Below are 19,844 nucleotides of genomic sequence, written 5' to 3'. Positions count from 1 at the left end.
ATCAGGAGAAACCCCATGACCATCAAACCCGGCAATGTGCACAGGCGAGGATTTCTAAACAGGATGGCCGGAGGTTTGACTGCCGCCGCCGGTACAGCGATGATCGCTGATATGCTGGCAACGCGGGCCTACGCCAGCGCGGTTGATGGGAAGGGGGTTTCGAAACTCAGAAAAGGAGCCTATGGCATGAGAAGCAGCGAAGCCCCCGTGTCAATCGGCCGTGTGGCACTGATTGTGAACAATCTGGACACTGTTGGGACCTTTTACCAACAAGTGCTTGGCCTTGAGGAATTGGCGCGGGATGGCGAAACCCTGAAACTGGGCGCAGGAAACAACGTTCTGCTCGAGTTGCGCCAAGACCGTGCTGCGCGGCGCTATCCGCATGCGGCGGGTCTTTTCCATACAGCTTTTCTGATGCCGGACCACGATTACCTGGGACGCTGGCTGATCTATGCTGCACAAAACCGCATCCCTTTGACCGGGGCGGCGGATCACGACGTCAGCGAGGCGCTGTATCTAAACGATCCAGAAGGCAATGGGATCGAAATCTACGCCGACCGGCCTGTTGAAACATGGCAGATGGATGGAGAGTATATCCGCATGGGCTCGCATCATCTGGACCTGGAGGCCATTGCAGGTGCGGCCCGTCAAGACTGGTCCGGGGCTCCGGAAAATATGGTGGTCGGACATGTCCACCTACAGGTCGGGGATATCAATGCGGTCGACGAATTCATGACACGACATCTAGCGCAGGATCGCATGCTGCACGAAGGTTCAGCAGGGTTCTACAGTTCGGGTGGGTACCACCATCACTTTGCAGGCAACGTCTGGAACAGCAATGGTGCAAAAGCTCGTCCAACTGACAGCAGCGGCTTGGATGAGATCGTGCTGTTGACGGATGGGACTGTATTGCAACCGCAAGAGCTGACAGACCCTTGGGGAACGCGGTTCACTGTCGAAAGGAAGTGAACCTGCATGATTGGCCAAGAACAAAGGCGTATCTTGCAGGCCGGACAGCGGTAAACTCCTGCGGCGTGGCCGGAAGGTGGAAGCCGGGCGCGGCTTCCACCAAGGGGGAATACCACGCCGGGTCATTTCCGCAAGTCAGTTGCTATCATTCATGATCCGGTCGAAAACATGCGGATCTGTGACGCCCTCTGACCCGATCAACATCACTCGGGATCGCGGCGTAATTTGAAATTGTTTTCGCAAGTCGGTGCGCATCGACGCGCAGATCAAGCCAATCAGACCGGCCACGGCGCTTTCTCCGGCTTCGATTGGCTCATCTCCGAAAGCGCCGTTTGCCAATAGGCGGACGGCCGGTGCCACAAGCTGGTCAGGGATTTTCATGAAACCGCTGGCGGCCTCTTCCAAAACGTTCCATGCCAATTCGGACGGCGCGCCGCAGGATAGCCCAGCCATTATGGTTTCTTCGCCTACTTCGACGGCTGTAGGCCGATTTGCCTGGGCGCTTGCAAAAAGGCAGGGGGCCAATTCAGGTTCGACCACGATGACGCGCGGCGCATTCTGCTCCCATTCGTGGAGGAATACCGCGGTGACGGCAGCCGCTAAGCCTCCAACGCCGCCTTGAAGGAAGACATGAGTGGGTGGCAAAGCCAAATCCTGCACGATCTCGCGCGCCATGACCCCGTAACCAGCCATGACATCAAGAGGTGCCTGAGTGTAACCGGGCCAGGAAGTATCTGAAACAATCAACCAACCGTGTGCCGCTGCATCGGTCCGGGTCTGTGCCACGGAAGCGTCGTAATCTCCATCAACCCTGATCACTTCGGCCCCCAGCTGGCGCATTGCGTCGGCGCGGAATGCGCTTACTTCTTTGTGAATGTAAATTCGGCATGGCGCGCCGAAGCGCTGGGCACCCCAAGCCACTGAACGACCGTGATTGCCATCTGTCGCCGAAATGACGGTTATGTCTGCAATTCCGGCAGTATGGGTGCCGTTTCGGATCTCATCGGCAGTGACTTCACGGCCTGTCTTTTTGGTTAATTCGCGCTGTAATACTCGCAGAACCGCATAAGCGCCGCCAAGTGCTTTGAAACTGCCCAAGCCAAATCTTAACCCTTCATGCTTGTAATAGACTGCGCCCAGATCCAGTGCTTCGGCTAGACCTTGAAGAGACGGCATTGGCGCTCTTTCGTACCCACTCCAGCTTTGAATTTCCCTCTGTGCGAGGTCAAATCCCTCGCGGGGTAAGGTGGCTGTGGCGGCATGGCCAAAGCCTGGCTTGGCTGTATGGCTTTCAATTCCGACTGTCTCAAAGTTTGCGAGCATTTGTGGTCCTTCCATTGTTGGTGCAAATATAATTCAATGTCAGTGATGTTTTCGCTCTGAATTGCTGGTAATTTTGAAGCAAACTTGCATGAGGTCGCCGTGAAACAAAAATATTTATCAGGAAGTCTGGATAGCTTCGATCTCGCGATTCTTAGGGTGTTGCAGCAGGACAATACGGTGCCGCACCGTCAAATCGGTGAAAGCGTGAATCTGTCTGCGCCCAGCGTGCAGCGGAGGATCAAACGCATGGAGGCGGAGGGCGTCATTGCCGCGCAGTCAGCGCATATTGATCCGGCAGCCGTGGGATTGCCGCTGACCATTTTCGTCGAAGTCGAACTAAAAACCGAGACTGGCGGAAAAATCGATGAAATCAAGAAAAGCTTCTATGCTGCCCCTGAGGTTCAGCAATGCTACTATGTTACTGGTGAAGTGGATTTTGTTCTGATCGTTATCGTTCGAGATATGTCCGAATATGAAAAGCTTACCCAACGGTTGTTCTTTTCGAACAAGAACATCCGAAAGTTCAGAACATTCGTTGCAATGGACCGAACAAAGTCATCCATGCAGTTGAACATCTGACTTGTGCCTCTCCAGAGCATGTAGTCTGGCGGGGTATTTGACTTTTGCGCGGCGCGAACTGGAAACAAAGTGCTTGTGCACTCCAAATCTGCCAGAAACCTGGTGATCTGGGCGGTAAATCCTGCCGAGACACCTCTCGGTTTACCTGGAAAATAACCACGTTTCCCGAGGTATTGAGGTTGGGACACATTTGCCCCAACCTCATCAAGGTAACAGGAGTTTATCTTACGATTTGATACGGTCCATTTTGGGATCGTAAAGCGGTTGAAGTGTCACGTCGCAGGAGACACGTTGGGTCGCAACCTCCAACTCATACGTGCCGGACGTAACAAAATCTGCATCGACGCCGCCCTGATTTCGGACATAGCCGTAACCGATGGATTTGCCGGTTGTATAGCCATAGCCTCCCGACGTTAGCCAACCCACCCGTTCTCCATCCCGGTATATTGTTTCGCGGCCCAACAGCACCACATCGGGGTCGACGGTGAAGCAGGCCAGCATCTTTTTGACGCCCTCGGCCTTTTGCTTCTCGCTTGCCGCGCGACCCTTGAAGTTTATGTTTTTGCGCAGTTTCACAGCCCATCCCAGACCGCTTTCAAACGGCGTGTGATCAGGCCCGATATCAGACCCCCAGGCGCGGTAACCCTTTTCTAACCGAAGAGATTCAATTGCGCGGTAGCCCGCATTAACCAGCCCTTGCGGTTGCCCTGCTTCAATCAGCGCAGAATAGACTGTTTGCGCGTATTCGACAGGCAAGTGCAGTTCCCAGCCAAGCTCGCCCACATATGTCACCCGCAGCGCCTTGACCGGGCAACCCGCGATGCCGATTGTCCGGATTGTGCCAAACCTGAACCCGTCATTCGAGACATCATCACGGGTAACTGCCGCCAGAATATCTCGTGCTTTTGGCCCCATCAGCGACAACACTGCGTTCGAGGAGGTGATATCGAACAGCTGGCAGTTCAGCCCGTCCGGAATATTTCGGCTGATCCAGTCAAAATCGTGGGTGGCATAGCCCGTACCAGTGACAATGTAGAATTCATCATGCGCTACACGGCCCACGGTCAGGTCGCATTCAATTCCGCCCTTGTCATTGAGCATCTGGGTATAGACCAGCGCTCCCACCGGTTTGTCCACATCATTGGCACAAATCCAGTTCATCGCCGCCAAGGCGTCCGGGCCTTTCAGCGCGAATTTGGCAAATGATGTTTGATCGAACAGCACTGCCGCTTCTCGGGCCGCTTTGTGTTCACGACCAACGGCAGCGAACCAGTTCTGGCGACCAAAGCTGTATTCGTCCTTGGGCGTTTCACCCAGCGATGCGTCGGCAAACCAGTTTGGACGCTCCCAACCCAGTTTTTCTCCAAAGCAAGCGCCCTGATCCATAAGCGTATCGTACAGCGGTGACTTGCGGCAGGGGCGGCCGGACTCGTGTTCTTCATGAGGCCAAGCCATAGTGTAGTGTTTGCCATATGCTTCGACTGTTCGGGTGCGAACCCAATCGGTGTCGAAATGCGGGCGGCCAAAACGGCGAATGTCGGCGGACCACAGGTCAAAGGGCGGCTCGCCCTTGGCGGCCCATTCTGCCAGCACCATTCCGGCGCCACCGCCAGAAGCAATGCCAAAGGCGTTGAAACCAGCACCAACAAAGAAATTCTTCAGCTCTGGTGCTTCACCTACAATGAAGTTGCCATCCGGAGTGAAGCTTTCGGGACCATTGGTCAGGGTCTTGATCCCCGCGGTCTCCAACGCTGGCACCCGGCCCAGCGACAGCTCCATGATCTGTTCGAAATGGTCGAAGTTACTGTCGAGCAAGGTGTAGTGGAAATCTTTAGGTATGCCATTCACCGCCCACGGGATCGGGTTCGGCTCATAACCGCCCATGACGAGCCCACCAACTTCTTCCTTGTAATAGGTCAGCCGATCGGGATCCCGCAGGGTAGGCAGATCACCGGGTACACCAAATGGTTCTGTGACCATGTACTGATGTTCCATTGGCACCAGCGGCACATTCACACCGAACTTGGCGGCAAAATCGCGCGTCCACTGACCGGCACACACGATCACCTTTTCACATTCGATACGGCCATGTTCAGTGATTACGGCGCGGATCTTGCCGTTCTCGATTTCAAGATCGGTGGCCTTGGTATCCTCGAATATCTTCGCGCCTGCCATGCGCGCTCCCTTGGCCAGCGCCTGGGTAATGTCCGAGGGGTTTGCTTGCCCATCGGTGGGCAGGAACGCCGCGCCGATGACGTCACCGATATCCATCAGCGGCCAAAGATCCTGCGCTTCCTTCGGGGTTAGCAGCTGCATGTCCAGACCAAAGGAATGGGCTGTGGTGGCCTGCCGTTTGACCTCGGTCCAGCGTTCCTCGTTGCAGGCAAGGCGCAAACCACCATTCATTTTCCAACCCGTTCCCAGACCGGTTTCTTCTTCAATCTTGTTGTACAGATCGACTGAATATCCCAGCAGCTGAGTGATATTGGCGTTCGAACGCAGCTGCCCCACCAGGCCCGCAGCATGGAATGTGGTGCCTGAAGTCAGCTTTTTGCGTTCCAGCAGCACCGTGTCGGTCCAACCCAGCTTAGCAAGGTGATAGGCGGTCGAGCAGCCGATGATGCCGCCGCCGATGATGACGGCTTTGGCTGTATTTGGAAGGTCGGTCATATCTGTCCTCAGGTGTTTTTGTAGTCGGTCAGGGCCGTGCGAAACCGTGCGAGATTTTCGCTTGTGTAGGCTGCGTAATCGAAGTCGATTTCCGAGGTGATCTCGGACACCATGCTCCACATGGTTTCACGAAGCAGCGAGGCGCATTTCATCGCCGTATAGCGATGACGTAATTGGTTGGTGACGGGTGCCTGGAAATAGGTTTCCAGAACCCAGTCCTCTTGTTCATTGGAAAGAGAGTTGTTCGAGGCCAGCCCCCCCAAGTCAAATAATGGCGAGTTGAGTCCCGCGTAGTCGAAATCGATCAGCCACAGGCGGGTGCCATCGTCCAGAAAGTTGCCGCAAAGCAGGTCGTTATGGCCAAACACGATGTCGAACGGCCCGGCCTCGGCTTCCAGGTCATTTCCAATTCGAACAAGTTCCGGGATCAGGTCCGTGTGCGAACTTCCACGCTCGGTGAGAGTGGCGGCATAGTCGCGGATGACGTGAAAGACCCAGAATACCAGCGACGGGCCGCGCAGGTGCTTGGGCACCTCAAGGTGGCAGGCTTTCACGAGTTCCAGCACCCGAGGCAGCATACTGGGGTCGCGTACGTCTTCTTCGGTCAGAGTGCGGCTTTCGACGAATTCCAGCACTGTTAGTTCGTTGGACGAAAATACTACAGCGGGTGACAGACCTGCAGCATGGGCGGCCTTACTGGCGGCCAGTTCGTTAAAGCGCATCACCTGGTGCAAAGGGATGTCGTCACCGACACGCACCACGTAGGATCCACTGCTGTCAGTAACCTTGTAGTTCACATTTGTGATCCCACCCGTCAAAGGGGTGGCTTTGATCTCGCCCTGCCAGATCGGTAGCTTGCGAATGCGGGTCATCAGATCGGATTGGGTCATATCAACTCTCCATTCCAAAGCGGATGCGTGCCTGACGAGCGCTTGCGTTGATCAGCCTATCAGCGATGATGGCAATGAATGCGATGGACAGCCCTGCCACCAGACCTCGACCAGTGTCAGCCTTTGTCAGGGCAATGTAGACCTCTTGCCCCAGATCCCGGGTGCCAACGAGGGCCGTGATAACCAGCATGGACAGCGCCAGCATGATGGTCTGGTTAATACCCAAAAGGATTTCGGGCAGGGCCATGGGCAAGCGAATATGGCGCAGGAGTTGCGTGCCTGTGCAGCCAGAAACCAATCCAGCCTCGATCAATTCCTCACTGACCGATCGCACGCCGTGGGCCGCGTAACGCACGGCCGGGGCCAGTGCGTAAAGGACTATGGCAATCAGAGCAGTGAAATCGCCGACACGGAACAGCATCACTACCGGGATCAGATAGACAAAGCTGGGTAATGTCTGCAGCGTATCAATAAACAGGTTGATCACCGTCCCGGCGCGTTTGTTCAGAGCAGCCACAACGCCCAGCGGAACACCGATCAGGGTAGCAAGAAACACAGAGGCTCCGCAGAGATAAACTGTCACCATTGCCTTGGCCCACAGTCCTGACACGAGGATCAGCGACGCCAGTCCTCCGCACAGCAGCGCCAGCCGCCAGCCCCCTGCGTGCCAACCCAGCAAGGTCAGCATGGCAATGGCCCAAGGCCATGGGATTCCCAGCAAAACCGTTTTGATCGGGATCATGAACCACGTCAGGAAGAAGATCTTGATCGCCTCGAACGTGTCAAAATAATTGATGTTCAGGTATTTGACCGTGTCATCCCAGAACCCGCCAGTGGTGATCGTCTGGCTTTCAGGATATTCCAGCAACAGGGGTGAAAACTGTCCCAGAACCCAGGTCAAAATCAGCAGGATCATTACCAGAACTGTCCGACGATGGCGGGTGATCCACGAGCCGGGGAGCTCGTGATGTACCTGCCCCATACGCTCAGCAAAAGCCTGACTTAGGCGATCGACGGCAATGGCCAGAACTACAATGGCAATACCGGCCTCGAACCCAGCGCCGATGTCCAGCCGGCGCAGCGCGGCAAGGACGTCAAACCCTAATCCTCCGGCCCCGATCATCGAGGCAATGATGACCATGTTCAGCGTCAGCATGATCACCTGATTGACGCCTACCATCAGACTGTGGCTGGCGGAAGGAACCAAAACGCGCCACATCAACTGCTTTTGCGTCGTGCCTGCCATGCGCCCGAAGTCCAAAATCTCGGGGTCGACGGCTCTCAAGGCAAGCGTGGTGATTCGCACCATAGGCGGTGTCGCATAGATGATCGTGGCGACCAGCGCCGAAATCGGTCCAAAGCCGAACATGAACAGAATTGGTACCAGATAGGCGAAGATCGGGATTGTCTGCATCAAGTCCAGAATGGGCGAGATGATGCGGTCGAAAGTCAGGTGGCGATAGGCCAATATCCCCAACAACAGCCCACCGCCCGCGCCAATGGGCACCGCAATCAGGACCGAGGCAAGGGTAACCATCGCGCTGTCCCACTGGCCAAAGACGGCCAGATAGGTAAAGCAGCCGCCGACCAATGCCGCGAGCCCCCAGTCCCGGCAATACTGTCCCAAAGCTATTACGGCGGTGATCACCACGATCCAGCTGATCGCAGGTAGGATGACTTGCGCATCGTTGCCTTGCCCGGTGACAAAACCTTCGGCCAGCAGGGACAAGACAAGGTCATAGGGCTGTTCTATCAACCAAGCAGCAGCGCGGGTAACGTCGGTGAACGAAACTGGGCCGATTGCAGCATCCTCGATCAGCCAGGACATTGCGGATGAGATATAAGTTTTGAATGGGACGACCCAGGCCGACGGGAATTTGGTGATCCAGCGCGCATCGAGCGCTTTTCCCAGGTTACTGCCGAAATACCCCAGCAGGATCGTGAGTCCGACAAGCAGCAGAATGACTAGCTGACTGCGGGACAGGCGGCTCATACCGCGTCCCCTTCACCGAATAGCACATGGGCCACAGCCTTGCGATCAATGGCGCCAATAACCAGACCTTTGCCGTCTGTCACGGGAATTGGTGCATCTGCGGCGATGATCCGTTCCGCCACGGTCGAGACGCGGGTCGATTGCACAATGGGCTCACCTTCACCTGCAGCGCCGACGGTCATTACACCACCAACCGTCAAAACCTTGGAGCGCGGAATATGGCGCGTGAATTCAGCCACATAATCTGTCGCTGGATTCATCACCAGTTCCTCCGGGGTGGCAATCTGGATGACTTCACCGTCCTTCATAATTGCGATGCGGTCGGCCAAGCGAACAGCTTCTTCAAAGTCGTGTGTGATAAAGACAATAGTCTTATGCAACCGTTCCTGGAGTCGCAGAAATTCATCCTGCATTTCGCGCCGGATCAGCGGATCGAGGGCCGAAAAAGGCTCGTCCAGAAACCAAAGATCGGGCTCTGTCACCAACGATCGAGCAATGCCCACACGCTGTTGCTGACCACCCGAGAGCTCTCGTGGATAGTAGTCCTCGCGCCCTTTCAGGCCGACCAGTTCCACCACGTCTCTCGCCTTTGCGTCGGCTTCGTGTTTGGGCGTAGCCTGAATAGTCAGGGGGAACATCACATTCTGCAATACGGTCAGGTGCGGTAGCAGGGCAAAATGCTGAAACACCATGCCCATCTTGTGCCGACGGATTTCAATCATTTCTTTCTCGCTGGCGCGCAGCAGGTCGGCGTCGTCGAACAGAACCTCTCCGCTCGTGGGTTCGATCAACCTGGATAGACAACGAACCAGGGTTGATTTGCCTGAACCGGACAGGCCCATAATGATGAAGATTTCACCTTCAACGATTTCAATATTGGCGTTGCGTACCGCTCCGATCACACCCGCATTTCGAATGTCATCTGCCGATGGGTTCGGATTTTGCGCCAGAAGGGTCTCGGCGTTTGGACCGTAAAGCTTCCAAACGTTTCGGCAGGACAGTTTTGTTGTGGGGGTCATCAGTGGTGTCCGGGACTAAGACGGAAAAAGACCGAAGCGGTAGAGGAGAGCGGGGTAACCGCTTCGGCCAAGCAGATTATTTAGAGATCCAGCCAGACCAACGGTCCTTGTTCGTCTCCATCCAATCCGCGACAACTGCATCAATATCCACACCGTCCAGATCGGCTTTGCCGACCATGGCGCTCATCTCGTCGTTATTGATGTTATAGGCTTCGATGATGTCATACGCGCCCGGCCACTTTTCTTGCAGGCCAGACCAAGCAGCCTTCCAGATCGGACCGCGCGGTTTTCCGCAATCATAGGCCAAGGCCGGGTTCACACCGACGGACGGGTCGCTGTAGCACTCGGCCGAGTATGGCGGAAACTCCACGAATTCACCGTCATATTTGGCCGGGGCCCAGTGCGGAACATAGACCCACAGCATGATCGGATCTTCGCGCTGATATGCGGATTCCAGCTCTGCAAAAAGCGCAGCATCCGTGCCTGCGTGGACAACTTCAAACTCCAGCTCTAACGCTTCGACGCGTTCTTCGTCGAAACCGCCCCAGGTCACGGGTCCGCCGACATAGCGCCCATTTGGCGAGGTTTCAGCCGTGGCAAATTCCCCTGCGCAGTCTTTCAGAGCTTCCCAGTTTGGCAAGCCGGGGCAGCGGTCTTTCATGTAAGTCGGGTACCACCATTCTTCGATCGCCATCAGACCGGTTTCACCAACGTTCACCACATTTCCAGAGGCGGTGGCTTCGTCCAGCGCTTCACGCCCGGTGGTTTCCCAGATTTCCATTGCCAGATGTAGATCACCTGTCTTCAGGCCCGCAAACTGAGCGATATAGTCTGCCTGTACATACTCAACGTTGTATCCGGCCTCTTGCAGGATTGATCCCATTATCTTGGTGTTGATCAGCTGCCCTGACCAATCATGCAACGTCAGTTTGATTGGGTCCGTCGATTCGGCGGCCCAAGAAGCCGAAGCAGTTACGCCAGCGACTAATGCCATTGCGTGTAGTGCATTGAATTTCCTGATCATGTTGTGCTCCCTGAATGTGGCTTTTTGAGTGTTTTTCGTTTATTACACTTCCATGCTGCGCCAATCTGACAACTACGTCAATAAAAACCACACTTCGCCACGAATATTCGTTATAATTCACACAAAAAGCCCCGAACGGCACTGTATTGGACGTAATATTGTTTTATTGGGATGACTGCCGTATCCCCCTTTCAGGAGGTCGCATGTTAAAGCCACGAAAAACCACAAATCAGCGCGAAGAAGAAATCCTTCGCGAGCTGCAACATGCGGGCGGGTCGTGCAGGGTCAGCCTCCTGGCTCAAAAACTGAATGTTTCCAATGAAACGATCCGGCGCAACGTCAAGGCGCTGGAAGAGCGCAAGATCGTGCGGAAGGTGCATGGCGGCGTACATCTTAGCGAAGACGCCATAGAGCCACCCTTTGAAAACCGTTTGGGAACGCAAGCACATGCGAAAGAAGCAATAGCCCGGGCAGTCGCAAATACAATTAGCGACGGGGATTCCCTATTTCTGGATATCGGTTCGACGACCGCCTACGTCGCGCTCGCGCTACGGAAACACAAAGACCTGTTTGTAGTTACAAATTCGGTTTTCGTCGCTTACACGTTGTCAAAGCACAACAACAACCGGGTGTTTCTGGCGGGCGGAGAACTGCGCGCCCATGATGGGGGCGCTTTCGGTGCAGAGGCATTAGATCTTGTGAAGCGTTTCAACGTACAGCTGGCAGTGTTCTCGGTTGGAGCCGTGAATGGCGATTTGGGCTTCATGCTTCATGATCTTGAAGAGGCCAATATCGCGCGTGCTGCGGCTGAAAATGCGCAGGTGCGCATCGTCGTAGCCGACAGCGGAAAATTCAACAAGCGGGCCCCGATATCTCTCCATAACATGGCCGGAATTGATGTTTTGTATACGGACCGCGTTCCTCCTGCCAACATCCTGGCCATGCTCGACAAAAATGAAATCGAAGTTGTTATCGCAGGGTCGGACTAGTGTCAGAACTGATAGATGTACCCAGCGTACAAAACTGCATCTTTGAGGAGATGGCAGCCTTTTAATGAGATCATGTTGAAATCTGTTAACGAACTATTCGACAGGAAAAACGTCAAATCGCGCATGTTCGTCAACCGGGCCTCATAGTTTGCGACACCCCCGTTCAGAATGTGCAAACAAGTTGGCAATGCCGACTATTATACTGACACTGGACCTGTTGTTCCTCTAACAACACACTCCAGCTCGCAGCAAATTTTAAAATGTTCCGACTCATCTGACGTAATGTAATCGGTGAACTTGTCACCTGCGAGTTTACCGATGGCTTCGGCGGGGATTCGAATGGTGGTGAGCCCCGGCTCAACATCAGCTGATCCCTTGAAATCTCCGATGCCCATTATTGAAAGATCGCCGGGAACGTTCAACCCCAGTTTCTGGGCCGCAAACAAAGCGCCCTGCGCTATGACGTCATTTCCACATAACAAAGCCGTAAGTCGAGATGTTTCCGCCAAAAGGTTCAGCGCAGCCTGCTTGGCCTGCGAAACGCTGTAAGGAGCTTCAGATTCGTGCTCGCCCGGAACGGAGACACCCATATTTTGTAGCGCTTCGTGCACGGCGGAAAGTCGATGTTGCGCGCGGTCATTACCACTGGTCTTTGGAAAGATCAGCCCAATGTCACGATGCCCTAGGGCCAGCAGGTGCTCTGTTGCGAGACGGCCGGCCAACTGGTTGTCGGCCCCGACACAAGGAAGTTCCGAATCCTTTGAGTAGTTCCAAATCGCAAGTGCAGGTATTTTCTGCTGCGTGATCAACCGATTGGTGGCATCGGAATGCTCCAAGCCAACCAATGCCACGCCGTCCACACGATGTTCAAGAAACTTGCGGACCATCGCGTATTCCCGATCTAGATCATACCCGTGCGACGCCAGTAGAAGGCTGAATCCTGCCTTGTCGATAGAGTCGGAAAAAGCCTGAATGACCTCGGCGAAGATGGCATGGTTGATAGTTGGTACGACCAGGCCAATCGTTCCTGACCGTTTGCCATGCATTGTTTGAGCGGCACGATTGCGGATATACCCGAGCCGCTGCACTGCCCTGTTGATCTTTTTGCGAGTCGCAGGGCTGACCAGATCAGGGTGATTGAAGGTACGAGAAACCGTAGACGGTGAAACCTTCGCGGCCTTTGCGACTGCCACGATATCGACTTTACCATGCTGAAAATTAGACATAATTTCGTCCTGTTCGGTCGATTTTATGAAAACATTTGCAATACTATTTTCATCCCCTAACCTGATTTGTCAACAAACCAAAAGTGCAGACAAACGGGTTGGGAGGCACTGGATGGAATTCATTTACTACTTCGGGGATGTGTTCACACCGATGTCCTTCTTGCTGCTTTTGGGCGGCACGATCGGAGGGCTGATCCTGGGCGCGACACCAGGCTTGTCACCAACGATGGCGGTTGCCCTTTTGATTCCGTTCACCTTCCAGCTTGAGGCCGCACAGGGGCTGATCTTGCTGGGAGCCGCCTATACCTCGACCGTTGCTGGTGGCGCGGTGAGTGCAATTCTACTGAAAATCCCAGGCGCTCCAGCCAATATTGCCACCACTCTGGACGGCCACACCATGGCCAAGCAGGGACAAGGGGCGCGGGCGCTGCAACTGTCGTTTCTGGCCTCGGCGGTTGGCGGCATCTTCGGTGTGCTCCTATTGATCTTTCTGACACCGGTTTTGGCCAAATGGGCGCTGGCGTTTGGCCCCTCACACCTGTTCTGGCTGGCCATTTTAGGGGTGACTGTGATCGGCACGCTGGATTCTGCATCCGTGGTCAAAGGTTTGCTATCGGGTTGTATCGGATTGTGGCTGGCGACAGTCGGTTTCGACGACATTATGGGCGCGCAACGCTTTATCTTTCACCCTGCACTGGGCGGCGGCATCAACATTATCGCGGCGCTGATCGGTCTGTTCGCGATCCCTCAGGTGCTGACGATGTTTGCAAAGGGACGCCACGACACGGGTGCTGAAGTCATCGAAGTACAGCGCCATTCGATCATGGCCGCATTGCGAGAACTGTTCAGCCGCACCCGAGCACTTAGCATCGGCACACTGACAGGTTCCATCATTGGCCTGATCCCAGGCGTTGGCGGGCAAATTGCCGGGCTGGTTGCCTATGATCAGAGTAAGAAGTTTTCAGCCGAGAAGGACAAGTTCGGCACGGGTCATTCCGAGGGCGTAATTGCCGCGGAGTCCGCCAACAATGCGATGGTGGGCCCATCTCTGGTACCGTTGTTGACCTTGTCGATCCCGGGTAGCCCAACCGCAGCCGTTTTGCTGGGCGGGCTGCTGATTCACGGAATTTTTCCGGGCTCGGATCTGTTCGACAACCACCCGGACGTTGCGTGGACGTTCATAAACTCCATGCTGATCGGCCAGGTCCTGATGTGCGTCTTCGGCCTATACATTGCTGGTCTGGCCGCGCGTGTCGCGCAGGTGCCGCAATCGGTCATGGCGGCCGTTGTTTTGGCCCTTTCGGTCTTCGGCGCCTACTCGGTTCAGAGTTCGATGGGGGATGTCTATGTCATGGCGTGCCTTGGCATTGGGATGTTCTTTCTGGAACGATTTGGATTCTCGGCTGCTCCGTTGGTACTGGGATTGATCCTTGGTCCGATTGCCGAAGCCAACTTCATTCAGGGCGGAATGATCGCGGACGCGACCGTCGGCAAGGCCTCTTACTTCCTGACGGGCGGATTGAATCTTCTGCTGATCGCCGTTGTACTGGCTTCAATTGCCTACTCGGTTTGGATGGAACTTCGCCACCGGCGCTATACCACCAAAGAGGAGGCACAGGCATGAACCGCACACAACACATAATCGGGTCGGGTTTGGTTTTTGCCGTAGGACTTTGGGTAACCTGGGTCAGCTTTACTCAACAACCGGTCGAGGCATTTCTGTTTCCGCGTCTTATCGCTTCGGTCTTTGTGGTTTTGGCAGGGTGGACCTTCGGCAAAGCGCTGATGGGATTGTCCAAGGTAGGCAACGGCGTGACCCGCATGATGTTCATCAACATGCTGCCGGGCCTGTTCGTCACCCTTATCTATGTCTTCTGGGCGTCCAAATCGCTGGGGTTCTACACAGCAACGGCAATCGCGTTTTTCATTCTGCTGTCGATTTACGATCCAGACCCACATTCCGAAGCCAAAACCTGGGTCAAGCGCGGTGTCATCACAGCGATCTTTGTGGCGGTGATGTACGGGCTCTTTGCCATGCTTCTGCAAGTCTACACACCAAGGGAATTTCTGTTCTGACCGCAAGGGATGCGGGTGAACCAATATAGGGAGGAAACGCAAATGAAACGGTTGATTACAGGGGCAGCACTGGCCCTCACGAGCCTGACGGGCGCGGCGGTTGCCGAGGAGTATCCCGAACGCCCAATCATGATGATGGTCAGTTACGGCGCTGGTGGCGCAACCGACTTTCAGGCGCGGATTGTCACCATGACATCCGGGAATGAAGACGCGCTGGGAATGCCAATCGCCATCATAAACAAACCCGGCGCCGGAGGGCGTGTGGGTTGGAACTGGTTCGCAACCCAGGCCGACGCCGATGGCTACACGCTTGCTGCCTACAATGTTCCACATTTCATCGCCCAATCGATCAAGGGTGGGGTCGAGTATTCGGTCGACAGCTTTGAGCCCATCGCCAACTGGGGTGCTGACCCGGCTGTCTTCGTGGTTGGTGCGGACAGCCCGTTCAACTCGATGGAAGGTGTTGTCGCATATGCCAAGGAAAACCCCGGCAAGCTTACCGTGTCCGGGGCTGGGCTTTTTGTTGGTCACCACATTGCGGCTCTTCAAATCGACAAGGCTGCAGGAACAACGATGGCCTATATCCCGACCAAAGGTGGCGGCGCAGCGGCCATGAAAGCGGTAATTGCTGGCGAAGTCATGGGTGGTATAAACAACCTGTCGGATGCGTTCCGCGCAAAAGAGGCGGGCAACGTCAAAATCCTGGGTGTCGCAGATCTTGAGCGAAACGCGTTCCTGCCCGACGTGCCGACTATGATGGAACAGGGGCTTGATGTCGACAACTCGTCGGTCAATTTCCGGGGCGTGATGGTGCCCAAGGGAACGCCGCCCGAGGTGATCGAGAAACTTGCGGAAACGGTTCCCGAGATGTTCGCCAACGATCGTGTGGTGAAAAAGATGGAAGCTGGCGGATCGCCCATGCACATCATGACACGCGATGAAGTGATCAAGATGTGGGAGAAACGTCAGCAAACACTGAACGAATTGTTGGCTGGGCTCTGAACCAGTCAACTCCCTACGGGGCGGAGTGGGTCCGCCCCGATCAAACAATCGAGGACCGAGATGAACGCTCAGGAAGGGGTTTCCCCCCAGATCGACGAAGTTGATCGCATAGTAGCGCATGCGCGCAAGGCCCAAGCGACCTTTGAAGAAAGCGGCAGTCAGGCGCTGTACGACAAGGCGGCGCTGGCGGCGGGATGGGCAATCATGGAGCCAACACGCAATCGGGCACTGGCCGAAATCGCTGTTGCGACCACCGGTCTGGGTAATGTTCCGGACAAGATTACAAAGAACCACCGCAAGACTCTGGGCTTGTTGCGCGATATCGCTGACGTGAAAACCCACGGCATCATTAGCGACAATCCAGCAACCGGCATGACCGAGATTGCACGCCCAATCGGTGTAATCGGTGCTGTGGTTCCATCGACCAACCCCGCTGCGACGCCGGCGAACAATATCATCAATGCGCTCAAAGGAGGCAACTCCATCGTGGTGGCACCATCCCCCAAAGGAGTCGCTTCCTGCGAGATGCTGATCGCTTTTATCCATTCAGAGTTTGACAAGCTCGGCCTCGATTGCGATCTGGTCCAGATGATCCCTGCGCCCGGATCCAAGGCCAAGACACAAAGGTTGATGGAAGCCGTAGATCGCGTGATCTGTACCGGCAGCCAGAACAACGTCCAACGCGCGCAATCCTGTGGAACGCCAGCAGTGGCGGTTGGTGCGGGCAATGTGACGGTGATTGTGGACGAAACCGCAGATTTGGCCGCAGCTGCTTCCAAGATCACGGCATCGAAATGCTTCGACAACGCGACGTCCTGCTCGTCTGAAAATGCGCTGGTTGTTGTAGATGCGGTCTATGACGCCTTTGTCGCCGCGATCGCCGTTGAAGGCGGTGCCTTGGTGCCATCTTCCGAGGCTGGAAACATCATCGCACGGCTGTGGCCCGATGGGCATCTCAACCGATCTGTAATCGCGCAGGACGCTGGCAAGATGCTTGAAGCACTGGATATGGCGGATAAGGTCCCCGAGGGGACCAAGTTCCTAGCCGTGGAAACTGACGGAATTGGCCCGGATCATCCTTTGTCGGGGGAAAAGCTCAGCCGGGTTCTGGCGCTTTATCGAGCGGCAAATTTTGAAGAAGCCAAGGTAATCGCGGCTCGTATTCTGGAACACCAGGGCGCGGGGCATTCTGTCGGAATCCATACCAGCGACGACGCGCGCGCGGTTGGGTTGGGTCGTGACCTGCCCACCTGCCGGGTCATTGTAAACCAGGCGCATACCTTTGCCACTGGTGGCAGCTTCACCAACTGCATGCCCTTTTCGCTGTCAATGGGCTGCGGCAGTTGGGGAGGCAATTCCATCGACACCAATCTGCATTGGCGGCATTTCGTACAAACGACAAAGATCATCCGTGAAACGCCGCCGCGCGAGCCCGAATTGGAAGCGATATTTGGCGGCTATTGGTCGGAGGCGGGGCAATGATCGAACCACCCAAGGGAACCGTCCGGGACTGGCTTGACCGTCGGGCAAGCCGCGGGGGAACCGGGTTCGTTTTCCCGGACGGGGCGCGGGACCTGAATTGGGGTGAATTGCGTGACTCAGCTCGCCGCATCGCAAGCATGTTGACCGAACGGGGTGTGGCGAAGGGAGAAAGCGTCGCCATCCTCTACCCCAATTGCCGGGAAGCGCTTGAGGTCCTTTTTGGCGTTCTCTATGGCGGGTTTCGGGCCACGATGATCAATCTTGTCGCGGGTGACAGCGCCGTTGCCTACGCGCTGGAACACAGCGGCGCATGCTATGGATTTGTACATTCCGATCAAACGGACCTGTTCAGGCGAACGGCCAATCCTGCGAAAATCAAACAGTTGAAGGTGGCAGATGCCGTTGAGTCCGGCAGCAACCTGCATAGCCTCTCGCCTCATAGCCACGCGTTGTTGATGTATACATCCGGAACAACCGGTCGCCCCAAGGGGGTGGTCCACACACATTCCAGCCTGTTGGCAGGGGGTTGGACGACCAAAATTGCCCATGAATTGTCCGAGGCTGATCGCGGGTTTTGCGTCTTGCCGATCTATCATATTAACGGGCTCTGCGTGACGGTGATGGGAACACTGGTCTCAGGCGGATCGTTGGCCGTGTGCGAACGATTTTCTTCCAGCAAGTTCTGGGACAATCTTGGAAAGGCCGAGGCAACGTGGTTCTCGGTCGTTCCGACCATTATCTCGCACCTGCTGCACTCTGAGACTAGTCCGGATGCGCAAACCCGGCAACGCGTGCGTTTCGGGCGCTCTGCGTCGTCAGCCTTGGCGCCGGACGTGCAGCGTGGCTTTGAGGATCGTTTCGAAATCCCAATCGTGGAAACCATGGGCTTGACGGAAACTGCCGCTCAGATTCTGTCAAACCCGCTGCCCCCCGGCGTTCGGAAGATTGGTTCACCCGGCATTGCATATGGAAATGAGGTTGCAATTCTGGACGCGGAACTTCGGCCTGTACCTACCGGAACAGAAGGTGAGTTGGTCATACGCGGTCCGAATGTGATGCTGGAGTACCTCAATGACCCGGATGCTACTGCGGGCACATTTACTTCGGATGGCTGGTTGCTGACCGGAGATCTCGCCCGCATGGATCAGGACGGGTATGTTTATGTGACCGGTCGATTGAAAGAACTGATCATTAAGGGAGGGGAGAATATAGCCCCTCGTGAGATTGACGAGGCGCTTTATTCACACCCCGACGTTGTTGAAGCTGCGGCCTTTGCCCGCCCTTGCAAAAGCTACGGTGAAACCGTCGAGGCAGCGGTCAAAATTCGAGAAGGTTCTGAATTGACGCCGCAAGCTTTGTCAAAGATCTGTGAGTCCCAGCTAGGCCGTTTCAAGTCTCCTGACAAAGTTCATATTCTGATTGATCTTCCAAAGGGCCCTTCGGGAAAGATCCAGAGAAACAGGATCCTACAAATCGTTAGCGAGGAGGCGAGCGACTTGAAAATGTAGATGGCAATGCCGGTCCGACTCTACCTGAAAAATAAATGCCAAAACAACAGCGGGAATAGCCACAAAAGCAATTCACGTCGCCAGCTTCAGCAGTGCCGAAAGCCTTTCAATCGTCATGATAAGCGTGTTTACATCAACGGTTCCAGGCACCCGTTGTGGCAGATGCCTGAACGCCTCTCCTCTTTCGGAGCGATCTTACTCAACCGCCACCGTCACCGAGATTACCTTGCAGGTAAAACGCAAAGCTGCTTCGGCGCCGTTCGCTTTGGCCACCGGTGTGGAAAGGTCGAAGCCAACGTCTGCTGTTTCGTCCGCCGAAAAGATGATGGCCTGCATCTGGTCGGTCCTGCCCTGTGCCACCTGCATCTCGTCAACAAAGAGGGTGCCGTCCCACCTTTGTCAGGGCTTCCACCGTCATAATCTAAATCGAGGACGATTTCATGAGTACCTTCGGTCACAGATTCGGACGCCGAAACGGTAAGTATCTCGATCCCCAACCAGTTGTAGGCATAGGCTGGAACGCCATTTTCAACATAAAACGACCAGCCGCCAAAGCGGCCCGCTTGTGCGATAATAGCCGGGTGGTCTCCGTTAGAAGGTTCTTCGATATGTTCTGCAATGCGTTAGGAGAGGTTCTGGATATTCGGGGTCATGCCGGTCATGCCACTGCAATCGCCGAAGCTGCGTGTCGACGGAAAGGCCCATGCGATCACCCGAACTACTCGGCGCGCTCGACTCTGTGCAACAGAGCCTGACAAAGCTCAGTGATCTGACCCGTGGTATTCTGAACCGTGTGATACATGTAATGGACCACAGGCTTGCTGAAATGACGTCACTGATTCGCGTATTTTTTGGTTTGTCCGAGGCCAGAATGCTGTCGCCATTCGGGCACGAAGGATTGTTCGGATTTCGCGTGGCTTCACGAAAATGTCACGAAGACCGAGCTGATCCTCAGAAAATTGCCAGCGATAGGTCGTCGGAGATATTTCTGCTTGTGGTTGCCTAAAATTTCATCAAGGCTTTATCCCAGAGCCAAAAGATGTCACGGTTCAACGCAGTGAAAGACAACTTTCGCAACTTCTTTACCGACAGAA

The 19,844-nt window shown here is 55.2% G+C and carries 17 protein-coding genes; 9 read left to right on the top strand and 8 right to left on the bottom strand.

The features are described from left to right. Nucleotides 1-15: 15 nt before the first annotated feature. Nucleotides 16-969: a VOC family protein gene (locus ACR0AD_RS14095; RefSeq protein ID WP_480487999.1), complete on the top strand. Its 954-nt coding sequence runs from the start codon at nucleotides 16-18 to the stop codon at nucleotides 967-969. Between the two features lie 135 nt (nucleotides 970-1,104). Here the strand turns inward: ACR0AD_RS14095 and ACR0AD_RS14090 are convergent, their stop codons facing one another. After that, nucleotides 1,105-2,292 (bottom strand): diaminopropionate ammonia-lyase, encoded by a 1,188-nt coding sequence (locus ACR0AD_RS14090; RefSeq protein ID WP_480483483.1) that lies wholly within the window; start codon nucleotides 2,290-2,292, stop codon nucleotides 1,105-1,107. Nucleotides 2,293-2,376: 84 nt separating this feature from the next. Here ACR0AD_RS14090 and ACR0AD_RS14085 point away from each other — a divergent pair, with 84 nt between their 5' ends. After that, nucleotides 2,377-2,871 (top strand): Lrp/AsnC family transcriptional regulator, encoded by a 495-nt coding sequence (locus ACR0AD_RS14085; protein WP_480488002.1) that lies wholly within the window; start codon nucleotides 2,377-2,379, stop codon nucleotides 2,869-2,871. A 225-nt stretch (nucleotides 2,872-3,096) separates the two neighbouring features. Here the strand turns inward: ACR0AD_RS14085 and ACR0AD_RS14080 are convergent, their stop codons facing one another. From ACR0AD_RS14080 to ACR0AD_RS14060, 5 genes are all read right to left on the bottom strand, one after another. Further along, nucleotides 3,097-5,541: a GcvT family protein gene (locus ACR0AD_RS14080; RefSeq protein ID WP_480488003.1), complete on the bottom strand. Its 2,445-nt coding sequence runs from the start codon at nucleotides 5,539-5,541 to the stop codon at nucleotides 3,097-3,099. Nucleotides 5,542-5,549: 8 nt separating this feature from the next. After that, nucleotides 5,550-6,431: a phosphotransferase gene (locus tag ACR0AD_RS14075; RefSeq protein WP_480488005.1), complete on the bottom strand. Its 882-nt coding sequence runs from the start codon at nucleotides 6,429-6,431 to the stop codon at nucleotides 5,550-5,552. 1 nt (nucleotide 6,432) lies between these two features. Then, complete coding sequence (locus tag ACR0AD_RS14070; protein WP_480488006.1) at nucleotides 6,433-8,424, bottom strand: ABC transporter permease; 1,992 nt, start codon at nucleotides 8,422-8,424, stop codon at nucleotides 6,433-6,435. After that, entirely contained in the window at nucleotides 8,421-9,443 is a 1,023-nt protein-coding gene (locus tag ACR0AD_RS14065) for a quaternary amine ABC transporter ATP-binding protein (RefSeq protein WP_480488008.1), read from the bottom strand. The genes ACR0AD_RS14070 and ACR0AD_RS14065 overlap by 4 nt, the downstream gene beginning before the upstream one ends. A 76-nt stretch (nucleotides 9,444-9,519) precedes the next feature. Next, nucleotides 9,520-10,467: an ABC transporter substrate-binding protein gene (locus ACR0AD_RS14060; RefSeq protein WP_480488010.1), complete on the bottom strand. Its 948-nt coding sequence runs from the start codon at nucleotides 10,465-10,467 to the stop codon at nucleotides 9,520-9,522. Nucleotides 10,468-10,670: 203 nt separating this feature from the next. Between ACR0AD_RS14060 and ACR0AD_RS14055 the strand changes: the two genes are divergently transcribed. Continuing rightward, nucleotides 10,671-11,456 (top strand): DeoR/GlpR family DNA-binding transcription regulator, encoded by a 786-nt coding sequence (locus ACR0AD_RS14055; protein WP_480483469.1) that lies wholly within the window; start codon nucleotides 10,671-10,673, stop codon nucleotides 11,454-11,456. Nucleotides 11,457-11,653: 197 nt separating this feature from the next. On the opposite strand, the gene ACR0AD_RS14050 is transcribed toward ACR0AD_RS14055, so the two are convergent. Then, on the bottom strand, nucleotides 11,654-12,682 hold the full coding sequence (locus tag ACR0AD_RS14050; protein WP_480488012.1) for a LacI family DNA-binding transcriptional regulator: 1,029 nt from the start codon (nucleotides 12,680-12,682) through the stop codon (nucleotides 11,654-11,656). A gap of 112 nt (nucleotides 12,683-12,794) precedes the next feature. Between ACR0AD_RS14050 and ACR0AD_RS14045 the strand changes: the two genes are divergently transcribed. From ACR0AD_RS14045 to ACR0AD_RS14025, 5 genes are read left to right on the top strand one after another with little or no spacing between them, the layout of a single operon-like run. Beyond that, complete coding sequence (locus tag ACR0AD_RS14045) at nucleotides 12,795-14,306, top strand: tripartite tricarboxylate transporter permease (protein ID WP_480488014.1); 1,512 nt, start codon at nucleotides 12,795-12,797, stop codon at nucleotides 14,304-14,306. Then, nucleotides 14,303-14,758, top strand: a complete 456-nt coding sequence (locus ACR0AD_RS14040; RefSeq protein WP_480483463.1) for a tripartite tricarboxylate transporter TctB family protein — start codon at nucleotides 14,303-14,305, stop codon at nucleotides 14,756-14,758. The genes ACR0AD_RS14045 and ACR0AD_RS14040 overlap by 4 nt, the downstream gene beginning before the upstream one ends. A gap of 42 nt (nucleotides 14,759-14,800) precedes the next feature. Continuing rightward, a complete protein-coding gene (locus ACR0AD_RS14035) occupies nucleotides 14,801-15,760 on the top strand; it encodes a Bug family tripartite tricarboxylate transporter substrate binding protein (protein ID WP_480488016.1) in 960 nt (319 codons plus the stop codon). A 60-nt stretch (nucleotides 15,761-15,820) separates the two neighbouring features. Next, nucleotides 15,821-17,242, top strand: coding sequence for an acylating sulfoacetaldehyde dehydrogenase (sauS, locus tag ACR0AD_RS14030; protein WP_480488017.1), 1,422 nt, complete (start codon nucleotides 15,821-15,823; stop codon nucleotides 17,240-17,242). Further along, complete coding sequence (locus ACR0AD_RS14025; protein ID WP_480483457.1) at nucleotides 17,239-18,750, top strand: class I adenylate-forming enzyme family protein; 1,512 nt, start codon at nucleotides 17,239-17,241, stop codon at nucleotides 18,748-18,750. The genes sauS and ACR0AD_RS14025 overlap by 4 nt, the downstream gene beginning before the upstream one ends. Before the next feature lie 195 nt (nucleotides 18,751-18,945). On the opposite strand, the gene ACR0AD_RS14020 is transcribed toward ACR0AD_RS14025, so the two are convergent. Further along, the gene (locus ACR0AD_RS14020; RefSeq protein WP_480483455.1) at nucleotides 18,946-19,086 is read right to left on the bottom strand and encodes a hypothetical protein; all 141 of its coding nucleotides are present in this window, start codon (nucleotides 19,084-19,086) and stop codon (nucleotides 18,946-18,948) included. Nucleotides 19,087-19,453: 367 nt separating this feature from the next. On the opposite strand from ACR0AD_RS14020, the gene ACR0AD_RS14015 reads away from it, so the two are divergent. Further along, entirely contained in the window at nucleotides 19,454-19,756 is a 303-nt protein-coding gene (locus ACR0AD_RS14015) for a hypothetical protein (RefSeq protein WP_480483453.1), read from the top strand. Nucleotides 19,757-19,844 lie beyond the last annotated feature (88 nt).

This window comes from Ruegeria sp. BH8 (assembly GCF_056538065.1).
The sequence above is the reverse complement of the archived record's forward strand: the minus strand, read 5'-3'. Positions and strand labels throughout refer to the sequence as shown.